Source organism: Legionella beliardensis, assembly GCF_900452395.1.
GTDB classification, from domain to species: Bacteria; Pseudomonadota; Gammaproteobacteria; order Legionellales; family Legionellaceae; genus Legionella_C; species Legionella_C beliardensis.
Genome location: NZ_UGNV01000004.1, coordinates 39,504 through 52,699 on the forward strand (window position 1 = coordinate 39,504; position 13,196 = coordinate 52,699).

A 13,196-nucleotide genomic window follows, 5' to 3' on the forward strand; every position below is an offset into this window, starting at 1 on the left:
AGAAATGATGATGGTGCGTTTTTTAAGAACATACTAATTTTTATTGCTAGCTACAGGAAGATGCAGAACAAATAAACTTCTTTACTTTACAAACCTCGCACCATTATGCTTGATGCGAGTAAGTTAAAATTAGCCGTAATTTAATCTTCATCTTTGGTGAGAGCGCCGGTTGCTGCATTAATCTTTACCTCAAATTTATTGCCTTGAGCGTTTCTTCCTCTAACTTCCCATTGACCATGCTCATATTCAATTTTTCGAATATCAGTATACCCTGCTTTTTCAGCTGCTGAAATTGCCTGTTGAATACTAACTTGTGGTTGAGTTGAATCTGCAAAAGCAGTTGTATTGGCTAAAATCAGTGCGGTAAGTATTGCTATATTTATCTTCATGTTTTCTTCCTTTGAGATGGTTAACAATTAATATTTTAAAATATCCTTAAGCATATATTTTTATAGTGCAATAATAGTAAGAAGAAAAGGGCGCTGTTGAAAAAGTTAAAATAAATATGCAAAACAATATTACTAATGATAATTTTTTTTAATTTATAGATATTTATTTTTGGATAATAAGTTTTCCTAACCAATAGACAAATAATAACTAGAGAGGTCAAACTTTTGCAAAAGTGGTCTTAAGCCTATTATTTTAATTACCACCTAATCAGAAAAACTAACCTTTATCTTTTTTCCACTTTATTTCTATTCCCAGCTCGTATTCATTACCTTCTTCTTCTTCATACTCAAATTCAACATAGACATCAACAGGTACATAAATACGTTTTTTATTTATTTGTATTTGAAAGCCTTTGCTTTGCTCAATAGCATCTGCAATTCGTCGTAATTTATTTGCAACTGCTAATGAGCCATATATTTTTTCTAGCTCTATTGTATCTTTTTCTTTCATAAAAACCTCCGAAATAATTTACACAGACTTCATTTTAAACAGTAAATATTGGGTTAAGTGATTTAAAAATGTTTTATTAAATAAAAATAGCACAGAAAGGGAAGGGCATACCTTTTAACGAATGAGTTTAATAATTACGTGGAATTAGCCAATAGGCTACTCATAGCTAGTTTTATGGTTGTTGTGAGCTTGAGATCTAGGTTAGAAAACAGCTCTAGATTATTTATAGTTAGCAAATAGTTAATGTGCTAAATTGAATTAGCTTTATTATTTTACTTGCGCATAAGGTAATTCTGACCAACAAGTTGTATAACCCGGGCTTTTCATTTCTTGCTTCATGGCCCAATTTTTTTGAAAGCCTTCAGCTGCCAGTCGAATAGCTCGATTGCCATATTTTTCATTAATTAATTCTATGACAGACATCACCTTTTCAGATTTTGCGAGCGTTACATTAGATGGTTGCAGGAATAGATCCATTTGCACAGTTGACTTAGGCGTTAATTCAGCGAGCATAATGCCCCCTTTTTTATAAGGCACACCTTCCTTATAAAGACGCTTTACGGCTTGTTTAGCAAATGTTGTTAATTTTCTTAGATCATCCGTTGGATTAACTAGCCGAAAACTGAGTGATTTAGAGTAGGGTTTAAGGTGCTCATCAAAGCGATTGGTATAAAGAAATACGGACATATAGTAGGTAACTAATTCTTGCTTGCGAAGCTTCGCCCAGGCTGTTGCACAATGATGACTAATCGCTTCTTCAATGGATGGTAAATGAGTTTGGGGGTGTCCAAAAGAGCGCGACGCAACTAGACTTTGTTTAGGTTCAATGGCTTCAAGAGTAAGGCATGAAATACCTTGAAGCTCCATAATTATGCGTTGCAATATCACATTAAAGTGCGCTTTAATCCATGATAAATTCTGCTCTGCCAATTGCTTAGCTGTCATAATACCCAACCCTTTTAACCGTCTTTGCCATTGTCTGCCTATCCCCCAAATATCACCCACGCCTGTTTGCTCTAACCAATATGTTTCAAGGCCTGTAATATTAAAGACTGGAGTATTTAATTTTTTCTTAGCCACAAAATTAGCCGCTTTCGCTAAAGTTTTAGTAGCGCCAATACCAATGGAGGTTGGAATCCCGATATATTTTAAAATCTTTTGCTGGAGAGTTTGGCAAAATGCATCAATGTTTTGTTTCGGTAGCGTTGTTAAATCGAGAAAGGCCTCATCAATCGAATAAATTTCAACATTATCCCAAGCCTCTTCAATGACTCGCATAACGCGTGCTGATAAATCCCCATATAACGTATAATTCGATGAAAAAAGAGTAATATCATGCAAGTCGCATAATTCTTTTACCTTAAAATAAGGTACACCCATAGCAATTCCAAGCGCTTTTGCTTCATTAGAACGCGCGATCACACACCCATCATTATTCGATAAAATCACAATAGGCTTGGTACTTAAATCAGGCCGAAAGAGACGTTCACAGGAGGCATAAAAGTTATTGCAGTCAATCAAGGCAAACATCTTTATGTGGCCTGATGAATAATATGGGTAACTACACCCCAGATGACGAGCTCCACATCTTCGGTAATATCAATAGGTGAGTAGGTGTTATTAGCAGGTATTAAACGAACAGCGCCATCCTTGCGAAATAAACGCTTAACGGTTAATTCACCATTTAAAGCAGCAATCACAATTTTATCATGGGTTGCTTCAATACTTCGATCAACAATCAGTAAGTCACCGTTGTGAATCCCAGCATCACGCATTGAATCGCCTTGTGCTCTAACTATGAAGGTAGCAGCAGGATGCTTAATTAAGTACTCATTTAAATCAAGACTTAATTCTAAGTAATCATCAGCAGGCGAAGGAAAGCCTGCTGCCACTTTACTACTGTAGAGTGCAAAACGTTGTATCGGCGCACTGACTATATTATCGAATTTAGCAATCACAGTAGCTTTTGTGCCAGCTTCTTCATTTTTTTTTATTGTTATTAGGGCAACCATTGCCAGTCTTTTTAATTAATACGTATATTGAGTGTAGGCATAAGTTAATTTCTTGTAAATGTTTATCAAATAAATAAGCAACTACCCTGGTCAAAAGTTGTTACAGTTCCTTGTAGTGACCTGTAATATTTTCTGGTAAAGCTTTAGATATCTCCTTCTGATTTAGAATTCGTTGATTTTAAAAAATCCCTCTCTGTTATAGGATTGCTTTGCAATTTTTTCAAAATCTTTTGATCAAACTTTTGAGTAAGCCAATCTTCACAAGAATTTTTATTTTCTACTGAAACGTTGGTCAAAGCTCTCTGCTTTTTTTAAAGGCGCTTCTTGTATTGGTTGAAAAAACTGCTGATTACTACCGCTCTTACTTTCTGAAAAAATCTGTTGTTTTTGTATTTGCTCATTCGCTTTTTTAAAAAAATCTAGACGTTTCGCTAAGGTTTTTTTTAATTTTTTAGAAACTGTATTGTCACTTAATGTATTATCGATAATTTTTTCAAAATCTTGAAAAGGTGTTGCAACAATTTTATTTAATGCTAACAATAGTTCTTGCTTTTTGAGTGGAGAACTTAAAAGCTTTAAGCAATTGTCAGTACTAAGTAGTTTGTGATCATTAAAACAACTTTGAAAAAAATCTATTTCTTTCTGGTGCGATAAGAAATACTGTAATTGTTTCTTATTAGAGCAATTTTTATCATTTAACTTGAGTAGAAAATTTAACTCAGCCAATATACTAGATTGATTATTATATTCTGTATTGAAAAAATAAGATGAAAAACAAAATTCTGGATCTATCCTAACCACCAAAAACTGATCATCTTTTTTAACTAGTACAACATTACTTATATCATTATCTCCTAAAAAGTAGCTGATAACTAAGGAGGATATGAAACGACTTACTGGTTTATTAAATCTAAAAATAGATTCACCTTCAGCTTGCTCAAATATATTAACTTTAGAGCTTAATCGATAATAATAGAAGCTCTTTTCACCTTGGCCAACTAAATAATATGGCTGCTCTTCTCCTAGTAGCATGGCATAAATATTACCACCACATACTGCTAATTCTATTGCAGTTTTTTCATCAAATGAGAATAATTGTGCGCTAGTAGAGATATAAAAAATCTCACCGCTTTGTAAATCATTTGCTATATTACATTCAAATTTTTTCTTTAAAATATTCCCGCTTTTAAGGCAGACTATTGTTTCATTATCCTCCTCTTCATCTTTGCTTTCATCTTTGTCTTCTTTATCCTCATAACTTAATTCATCATTATAAAATGTCTCATCCTCGAATCCTTCTGACATTATTTTCCACTCAAAAAAATTATTTTGCAAACCACTATGATTGGAAAGTTTTCTTTCTTTATTAAGTGATTTTTTTAAAGTTGATTCATGATTAATTTTTTGGCGCTTATTATTAACATTATCTACTGATTTTTGGCTTTTACCTTTCATAATAATTAACATTACTATATTAATAGTTAGTTTACCTATTTTATATGATAAATATTAAAGAAATATTATACTTATTAAGAATAGAATTTTTTGACAAAAATTAGATTAAAATATCTTTAAGAAATATGATTAATATGTTAAATAATCTAAAATTTATAATGTAATTTTGGTAAAAATTTCAGACGGTGATATCATATAGATTAGGTCAAAATGGAAAATGTATAGTTAGGATTTAGTAATAAATTATGTGGTCTTTTTCATTATGCCACTACAAAATCAGTTGCATTTTCTGTTACTTACGAGCAACCTCTAAATAGTTAAGCTAAAATAACAACTGTGACAAAGATATAAAATCTCAACACAAAATCTCTGAGCTCTAGCTTAAACCCTTAAAATATAGCAATCAAACAGTACTGGGGAATTTTTGTAAAACATTGCCTTAAAAGAAATACTATTGATAAACTAATTTATTTGTTATTGCAGCTACTCCTATGTTAAACAACATGCAAAGGTTTCTTATAAAGAATATCGTTGAACTTGAATTTGCATCAAATTTAGGCGAACTTGAAGAACACCTACTATTTTATACTGCCTTAAAAAAATTATTTACTGGCATTGAATTAAATTTAAAAGAGCAAAATAGCCTTGGGAATATAATTTATCGGCAATACTATGACCCTACCGTCTGTGTGAGAGAGAATACATTAACAAAGATTGATGAAAAAGAGGCATCTCTTTTATTTCGAGCACATCTATTAATTTGTCTCATACATCAATTTAACCAACAAGATGATGTTAGCCAAAAACTCTATGATTTAAACTGGTTTAAACAGCAACGAGCTCAGCTTGTTAATGAGGCGAAAACATATTTACCTTTTAGATTTAGTTTAGGAAATTCGATTGGGCAATCGCCAACTTTTTACATCCGCTGTGTACTTGTAATTTCTGCTCTAATTGCATTTTCTCCATTACTATTTCGGAGCACTGCTGAAAAAACCTTTGAAGAGTTAGGACTACCTGCTGATGGTCTAATGAATTATTTAAGTATTGTTTTTTTATTATGCTTGGCTAGTGTAGCTAGCCTATCACAAGTGCCTAGCTATTATCGGCAATCCAATACTTTTTTTAAGGAGCAAAAGTCAGTTGAAACGAATTTTCATTCTATCATTGCAGAATTAAATAACTTGATTGAACAAAATGATAATAATAGCTATTTCAGCCTAAGAGGTGAATGAATTATTTAATTGTTTGTTAATTAGAAATCAAAAATAAGCTTCTTAAAATTTGTTGTTAAGGGTCTTTTAAATAATCCACTAGATTTGCCGGGCGATAAGCCTTATCGCGTTGTTAACGTTCAAGAACCGAAGGATGTAAGGATTCGCAACGCTCTTTTCCTACGATAGTAACAGGCTCGCCTATTTTGCGATGATAGGCGGGAAATAATCGATAAATACCACGCCTAGACGAGCTATAAGGTTGCATAAAATCAGGATGCGTGCCCAGTTGCGCAAGTCTTAGACCAGCCCCTTTAGCTTTCTCTGCCATCCATGTAAGTGCTATATCAGATAAACCAGCTAAGAGAGCACCCCCACCCACATCGCAATGACCGCCAATAAACCAGGTTTGCTCCACAGTTTGGTGAGTATCCTTTTTGTCTTTTAGCCATAACGCCGGTTGAAAGAACCAACGCTCTTCATTAATCGCTAGTGCATGATAAGCATATTCCACCGTAGAACTTAAATCATAATCATGAAAGCTATTAGGCTTGGTAACAATACCATTAAGCAGTAATGGATTTCCTAAAGCGCCTACGGTATCCCAAACACCAATAAATTTAATCGGTGTAATGTTACTATAGGCATAGGTGCGCCGAAATAGCGTGGATTCAGTTGATTTTGGGTGTGAATCCTTAGTGCGTGACCGATAAAGTTCAAATGCTTTATTTATTTTATCCATAGCATTATGACGAAGAATACCGCAATTTCGAATCATCCCTGCTAAGGTTCTAACGGTGAAAGCTCCTCGGCTAAAGCCAAAAAAAAATAGCTCATCGCCGGGTTCGTAATTGTGAATAAGATAACGGTAAGCATTCAGCATATTTTCAGATAAACCGCTGCCAGTAGCAGCATCAATAGCTCGCTTAAACCAGTTACCGCGCGTGCCAACTCCGGGTTCATAAAACATCAATTGTTTTATGTCTGCGTCTGTTTCAAGCACTGCACTAGCAATTTTAGCGACGTTTGTTTTTACTGATAGGCCATTCACGGCCTTGTCAGGAAAGCTCCATGTTCCATCACAGCAAATCACAATACGTTTCATTAGGGAAATTTAGTCTATTATTGATTATTTATTATTACCGGAAACCTCTAAAATTTAAACCAGGCCGCCGAGTAGATTAATTTTAACCACGATAAGTTTAGCCAATTCCTAATTGTTTTATTACTCCTGCTTAACTTCGTACTATAGTACATACTTTATATATATTATGAATCTATGGAGTACCTAAATGAGTAATAGGGCGGCTCAAAAAGCAATTCTTTATCGTATGGTCATGCCAAAACACACCTGTCCCTACGGCATTAAAGCGAAATCCTTATTAAAATGGCAGGGTTATAGCGTTGAAGATAAATGGTTAACGAGTCGTGAGCAAGTAGAGGCATTTAAAGCGGAACATCACGTACAAACAACACCCCAAACCTTTATCAATGGTGAACGGATAGGCGGCTATGATGATCTACGTCGCTATTTTGGCAAAAAAATACAAAATAAGCAGGAAACAAGTTATCGTCCTGTCATTGTTCTTTTTATAGTAACCGCGCTTATGGCACTTGCTACAAGCTATGCTGTCACTGGCCATTTTTTTACCTTGCGAGCCCTAAGTTGGTTTATTTCTTTTAGTATGACTGTACTTGCGCTTTTAAAATTACAAAATATTGAAGGATTTTCACTGATGTTTCTGAATTATGACCTTTTGGCTAAACGCTGGGTTCCTTACAGTTACATTTACCCTTTTGCCGAAGCATTAGCAGGCGTCTTAATGATTGCAGGCGCATTTCATTGGATATCAATTCCGCTTGCCCTGTTTATAGGAACAATAGGCGCTATTTCCGTCTTTAAAGCAGTCTATGTCGATAAACGTGAATTAAAATGTGCTTGCGTTGGTGGCGACAGTAATGTGCCTTTGGGATTTATTTCACTGACAGAAAATTTAATGATGATTGGCATGGCTCTGGCAATGTGGGTGATGTAATAAATTGCAGCTCAGTTTACAAAGTTTATCAGTCCTCTGCTAATTATAATTTTTTTGTATACTTAAAATAAGTTAGCTTCGCTAGATGGAAATACTAAAGAGCCTCACATGGTTAAATTAAGGAGTAATGGAATTGGCAAATAAGCTAAAAAACTTAATTCTTGAAAATAATCTAGACCAATTTTTCTTTCAATCTCTAGGAAGCATAATCTCATTAGTATTTGGTTTAATTATCCTAACATCCATTATTTACATGGCAGGCTTTCTTAATGCTACAGGTGTTTCAACTGATTTATTGCCGATTACCTTTATAGATATAATAGGCGCTTTGATTAAATTTTCTCCAGATATAATTGGGGATTTTATGCCAATCATTATTGGCTACTTTTTTTTTGAAGTAAGCTATTTCGGGTATACTAAAAATACTAATTCTTCAGAAAAAAAACATACTAAATTCAGTAAAGAACTTTGGTTTTTTATTCTATCCTTTTTTCTAGTATCCATTGGGTTTCTATTATATTACTTTACTTCTAATTTTTCGTTATTGTTAATTTTTCTTTACTATGCCTTGTTTGGCTTAATTATTTTTTTATGGGCATATCTCGCCAGTAATAAGAATTTTATAAATAAATATGGCAGTATCATGTTACATATCCTGTTCTTATTTATTTTCTCAATAATTTATTTTATAAAAGGATTTACAGATGGCCTTGACGTCAATTTTTATGAAAAAAAGCCTATATCTATATATACAAATAAAGCATGGCAGCCGGCCTATTTTATCTATCAATTAGATAGAGGAATTATTTTGCGGGTAGATAATAAAGTAGAATTTATTGCTAATAAATTGATAGGGAAAATCCGATATAATTAATATTTTACCCAGGAGGGAAATTTCCATTCCAAAGAACTAGCGTGGGGTTTGCTCTCATTTAGATATGATAGAATGTTACTTTCGCATAATCATTTAGGCTAGACAATGAAAAACGAGATTGCTATTGCTATCATCGCACTCAACAAAATCTATAGTAATGGCTTTAAGGCGCTAAATGACATCAGCTTAGAAATTAAACGCGGTGAGATCTTTGCGCTGTTAGGGCCAAATGGTGCAGGTAAGACAACATTGATTAATACCATATGTGGAATTGCTCGGCCTAGCAGCGGTGCCATCAAGGTATTTGGATACGATAACATCAGACAATATCGGCAAGCGCGTGCAGCGATTGGTCTAGTGCCGCAAGAACTAACCACTGATGCGTTTGAATCTGTTTGGAATACGGTGACCTTTAGTAGAGGATTATTTAATAAAGTGTCCAATCCTAAGTATATTGAAGAAGTACTTAAACGCCTTTCACTGTGGGATAAGAAAGATGAGCAAATTCGAAATTTGTCAGGCGGGATGAAACGGCGAGTGATGATTGCTAAAGCTTTGTCGCATGAACCAGAGATTTTGTTTCTTGATGAACCAACAGCAGGTGTAGATGTGGAGCTGCGTAAATCAATGTGGGCCCAGGTGAGGAGCTTACGAGAGACCGGAGTAACCGTTATTCTTACCACTCATTACATTGAAGAAGCGCAAGAAATGTCCGATCGCATAGGTATTATTAACTATGGTAATCTTATCTTAACGGAAGAGAAAAGAGTTCTCATGCAAAAAATGGGCAAGCGCCAGATGATTTTCTTATTGCAGAAACCCTTAGTGACCATTCCTAGAGAATTGGCAATTTACCCTTTGACCCTGGCTAAAGATGAAAACGATTGCCAATTGATTTTGACTTATGATGCTGAAACGGAGCATGATATCTCTGACCTTTTAGATGATCTAAGGTCACATGGTATTCGACCTAAAGACATCTATACACGCCAAAGAAGTTTAGAAGAAATTTTCATAGAACTAGTTGAGGTAAAATGAACATTCGTGGCATTTGGGCCATTTATAGCTTTGAAATGGCAAGAACTTTACGCACCCTAGGCCAAAGCATTGCGGCTCCTGTTATCTCTACGGTACTCTATTTTATTGTATTTGGTTCTGCCATCGGCTCACGTATGCAATCCATTGACGGTGTGCCCTATGGCGCTTTTATTGTTCCTGGTCTTATTATGCTTACCGTGCTTAGTGAAAGTGTATTTAATGCCTCCTTTGGCATTTATTTCCCACGTTTTACAGGAACGATTTATGAAATTCTTTCAGCACCATTGTCCTTCATTGAAGTGATGCTAGGTTATGTCGGAGCATCGACTACCAAATCGGTAATTATTGGTATCCTCGTGCTCTCAACCTCTTGGTTTTTTGTGCCACTGCAAATAATGCATCCATTCTGGATGATATTTTTTCTCATTATGACCAGCGTGACCTTTAGTTTACTCGGCTTTATCATCGGCATTTGGGCTGATGGCTTTGAGAAACTACAGCTAATTCCGCTGCTTATCATCACGCCGTTGACATTTTTAGGCGGCAGTTTTTATTCCATTACGATGCTACCAGCGTTTTGGTACCAGTTTTCACTCCTCAATCCAGTTGTATATCTTGTGAGTGGCTTTCGCTGGAGTTTTTATGAGCATGCTGATGTTAGTCTTAACATCAGCATAACCATGATTCTAATATTTGCAGTCATTTGCCTGTGTATCATTGGCTGGATATTTAGAACAGGATATGGTTTAAAAAAATAGCACAACTAAGCGAAATGACGCATTAATAAATTATGGTCTATTTTTATTAGGTGAATCCAAATTATCAAGGGGAGTATTTGGTTTCGGTTTTTTTTCAAGGCTATTTGATCTTAAAAGAGAGCCACTTGCCAAGGTTTTAATGTTATCCATTTTGTCTTGATTTGTTTCTTTTTTATTATCAATATCATGATTTCCTTTAGCCTGTGATATTTTTTTCGATTTTTCTATTTGCTTGGTATGCCCAGAAGAACTACCGACCTCGGAAGAGTAACTTGTTGGGGGCGTAAAAATGAGTTTGTCAGTTCTTAATAAATCTCCTAATTGTTGTTTAAGTGCTTCATATAGATTATTAAAATCATCATCTATAAAAGGAAATTGTTTTTTTAATTCTTTGTATAGAGCTGGTGATAATTTGTTAAAGTTAGTAAGTGGGATTTTCGCTGCAGAATTAAAAAGTTCATTTAACTTAGTCACAATACCTGCATCAGCAGCTACTTCTTTATTTTTGAGTAATTTTGTAATGAGCTTTTGAAAATTAGATAACAATTTTACATGAGCAAAGAAAGAAGTTAAGTTGTTGTACGCCTCAAGTGTAGATACAAACTGATCACCAATCTTAATCATGCTTGTTGGAGATATATTAACTGAATTATCCAACTCCTTACTTAAGTAAGGAGTTAATTTGTCAATAAATTCAGCGAATAATGGCATCCTCTCTAAAGACTGAGTTTCGCGCATATCTACTGAATACAGCATATAATGATAAGATTTTATTTTACTTAACAATGACTTTAAACTTACTTTATTAGATTCCTTAAATCCTTCTAAAACTTGGTGCTTTTGTTCTTGGCTTAAGTCTTTATCGTCTAAAAAATTTAAAAACTTTGCTAAGTTAGATTCATTAGCCGTTTTAGGTAAAATAAAATGAAAGTGTTCATGACTTGATTTTCTAAAGAACCCCGATAGATGTTTATTGTGGGAAGAGTGTGCAAAATCATGAAGAGGTCCTTCCCCAATGGATAAAACAGAGTAGTTACCTAATAGTTTTTCATACTTGTGTTGAAAATTTTCTACCTCTTCTGGTGGGACGTAAACACTAATAAATGGGCCATTGACTTTAACTTTCAAAATAAGTGGGTTTTTAGGAAATTTTATTACAAACATAATTGATATGCTTAAAATAAACAAATATGTACAATTATAGAACTAGATAATCGCTATTTCAAAAATACAGTTATAAGTCATTCATTCTAAAATGCAGTAAAGAGAAGGATTTATGTTATCGTGACTTGATAAAACTTACAGATTTAAATGAAAATTGCTAATAAAACAATTAAAGGCCTATCATGCCAGCAGAATACAATGAGTTAGTGTGTTATAAACAACTAGAAATTGACAGTCATGGCAAGTTGAAATTTTTTCTTGATAAGCATAGTACTAAAGAAGGAACATGGGCTCGGCTTTTCTTAGAGGAAGGAGAGGTTGATTTTATATTTCTGGATGGACAAGGCCGGGAGTTGTTATGTACTCGGGTAAATCGAGAACATCCTCAATTGTCTATCCCGCCGGCAGCATGGCATAAGATTATTCCTATCAGTAAATTTTTTAGGGCAACGCTTAATTTTTATTGTATGGCTCATCGTTATTTCAATAAAAAATACAGTTTAAATACTATACACAGCGATTTAATGTCTATCTATCAGAGTTATTTGCGCCATTTGCCAGCTCTAACAATACTTGATATAGGCTGTGGCTCAGGTAGAAATTTACTTTATTTAGCAAAAATGGGGCATAAAGTCACCGGGATTGATAATAACTTATCTGCATTAAATGCAATTGCAGATATAGTCCAAAAAGAAAATCTTGCTGGTGTTGATACCTTATTTCATGATTTAAATCGACCGTTGATTCTTGAACCAATCTATTATGATTTAGTTATTTCAACGGTCACTTTGCAATTTTTAAATGCGCAGCGAATCCCAGACTTATTAACTGAACTGCAAAAATCTACCAAGAAGAATGGTTATCATTTTCTGGTATTTCCTATTCAATCAGAGCTTTATTCTCTGCCAGATTTTTTTACTTTCCTGCCTCAAAAAGAGGAACTCTATCATATGTATCAAGACAGTGGATGGTCTATTCTCGAATATAGAGAATCGGTAGGGCATCTGCATAAGCAAGATGAATTGGGAAGACCCATCCCAGGTCTATTTGGTCTTTTAATTGCACAAAAAATCAGTTAGTAGACCACATAAAAAGGTCAATTTCAAACTAAGCAAGAGAGGTTAACCCTTGTTAATTTCTTTAATGTTTTAGTGGTTTGGAGCCATGATTATGAAAGAAAATGTAATTATTATTGATCCTGCCAAAAGTAACAAATCATTTAAAGCATGTTATGTTGGCTGTTTAGTTTTAACTGCACAGGACAAAATTCTACTGCAACAAAGGCCACAATATTTTACTACATATCCAGGTTATGTGTGTGAGTTTGGTGGGAAAATTGAGCAAGGTGAACAACCTATTGATGCCCTTGGTAGAGAACTTAAAGAAGAACTTGGTGCACAAGTAAATGCAGAAGACGTTGTTAGTTTCGGCGCAATTACCGAGCCAATGTCAAAGTATAGTGAGTTAATTTATACTTTCTTTTGGCATGATAAATTTGCTACTATCACCGGCTGTTATGAAGGCATGGCGAGCTACTTTAACAATGCCGCACAGATTTTAAAATTACCTAACATAACTGATGGTCTTCGCTGGTTATTATCTCAATGCCAGAGTCAAGATTTAATTAAGTGATCATATAAGCAGCCTTCTCAAAAACATGAAAGCTGGGGGTAAAAATTGCAAATAATTTGCAATTAACCTCTGATTTATCCTTTTATAAAAATATTTAACATCATGAGGTAGAC

At 34.4% G+C, this 13,196-nt stretch carries 14 protein-coding genes; 7 read left to right on the forward strand and 7 right to left on the reverse strand.

Annotated features, from left to right (window positions below; genetic code table 11):
* Positions 1 to 140: 140 nt before the first annotated feature.
* From DYE47_RS15100 to DYE47_RS15120, 5 genes are all read right to left on the reverse strand, one after another.
* Positions 141 to 389: a PepSY domain-containing protein gene (locus tag DYE47_RS15100; protein WP_115304277.1), complete on the reverse strand. Its 249-nt coding sequence runs from the start codon at positions 387 to 389 to the stop codon at positions 141 to 143.
* A 277-nt stretch (positions 390 to 666) separates the two neighbouring features.
* On the reverse strand, positions 667 to 900 hold the full coding sequence (locus tag DYE47_RS15105) for an amphi-Trp domain-containing protein (protein WP_115304278.1): 234 nt from the start codon (positions 898 to 900) through the stop codon (positions 667 to 669).
* A gap of 267 nt (positions 901 to 1,167) precedes the next feature.
* On the reverse strand, positions 1,168 to 2,430 hold the full coding sequence (locus DYE47_RS15110) for a Y-family DNA polymerase (protein ID WP_115304279.1): 1,263 nt from the start codon (positions 2,428 to 2,430) through the stop codon (positions 1,168 to 1,170).
* Between the two features lie 2 nt (positions 2,431 to 2,432).
* Positions 2,433 to 2,912, reverse strand: coding sequence for a LexA family protein (locus tag DYE47_RS15115; protein WP_115304280.1), 480 nt, complete (start codon positions 2,910 to 2,912; stop codon positions 2,433 to 2,435).
* A 270-nt stretch (positions 2,913 to 3,182) separates the two neighbouring features.
* Positions 3,183 to 4,367, reverse strand: coding sequence for a hypothetical protein (locus DYE47_RS15120; RefSeq protein ID WP_131750117.1), 1,185 nt, complete (start codon positions 4,365 to 4,367; stop codon positions 3,183 to 3,185).
* Between the two features lie 503 nt (positions 4,368 to 4,870).
* On the opposite strand from DYE47_RS15120, the gene DYE47_RS15125 reads away from it, so the two are divergent.
* Entirely contained in the window at positions 4,871 to 5,602 is a 732-nt protein-coding gene (locus DYE47_RS15125) for a hypothetical protein (RefSeq protein ID WP_131750116.1), read from the forward strand.
* Positions 5,603 to 5,714: 112 nt separating this feature from the next.
* On the opposite strand, the gene DYE47_RS15130 is transcribed toward DYE47_RS15125, so the two are convergent.
* Positions 5,715 to 6,686: a DUF2235 domain-containing protein gene (locus tag DYE47_RS15130; RefSeq protein ID WP_115304283.1), complete on the reverse strand. Its 972-nt coding sequence runs from the start codon at positions 6,684 to 6,686 to the stop codon at positions 5,715 to 5,717.
* A gap of 187 nt (positions 6,687 to 6,873) precedes the next feature.
* Here DYE47_RS15130 and DYE47_RS15135 point away from each other — a divergent pair, with 187 nt between their 5' ends.
* The 4 genes from DYE47_RS15135 (at position 6,874) to DYE47_RS15150 (ending at position 10,287) form a co-directional block, all read left to right on the forward strand.
* Entirely contained in the window at positions 6,874 to 7,617 is a 744-nt protein-coding gene (locus DYE47_RS15135) for a MauE/DoxX family redox-associated membrane protein (protein WP_115304284.1), read from the forward strand.
* Between the two features lie 133 nt (positions 7,618 to 7,750).
* A complete protein-coding gene (locus DYE47_RS15140; RefSeq protein WP_131750115.1) occupies positions 7,751 to 8,491 on the forward strand; it encodes an MFS transporter in 741 nt (246 codons plus the stop codon).
* Between the two features lie 105 nt (positions 8,492 to 8,596).
* Positions 8,597 to 9,529, forward strand: a complete 933-nt coding sequence (locus DYE47_RS15145) for an ABC transporter ATP-binding protein (protein ID WP_115304286.1) — start codon at positions 8,597 to 8,599, stop codon at positions 9,527 to 9,529.
* The gene (locus DYE47_RS15150) at positions 9,526 to 10,287 is read left to right on the forward strand and encodes an ABC transporter permease (RefSeq protein ID WP_115304287.1); all 762 of its coding nucleotides are present in this window, start codon (positions 9,526 to 9,528) and stop codon (positions 10,285 to 10,287) included. Before DYE47_RS15145 ends, DYE47_RS15150 begins: the two co-directional genes overlap by 4 nt.
* Positions 10,288 to 10,317: 30 nt before the next feature.
* On the opposite strand, the gene DYE47_RS15155 is transcribed toward DYE47_RS15150, so the two are convergent.
* Positions 10,318 to 11,451 (reverse strand): hypothetical protein, encoded by a 1,134-nt coding sequence (locus DYE47_RS15155; protein WP_115304288.1) that lies wholly within the window; start codon positions 11,449 to 11,451, stop codon positions 10,318 to 10,320.
* Positions 11,452 to 11,633: 182 nt separating this feature from the next.
* Here DYE47_RS15155 and tehB point away from each other — a divergent pair, with 182 nt between their 5' ends.
* Complete coding sequence (gene tehB, locus DYE47_RS15160) at positions 11,634 to 12,530, forward strand: SAM-dependent methyltransferase TehB (protein WP_115304289.1); 897 nt, start codon at positions 11,634 to 11,636, stop codon at positions 12,528 to 12,530.
* Between the two features lie 91 nt (positions 12,531 to 12,621).
* A complete protein-coding gene (locus tag DYE47_RS15165) occupies positions 12,622 to 13,083 on the forward strand; it encodes an NUDIX domain-containing protein (RefSeq protein ID WP_115304290.1) in 462 nt (153 codons plus the stop codon).
* The last annotated feature ends 113 nt before the right edge of the window (positions 13,084 to 13,196 follow it).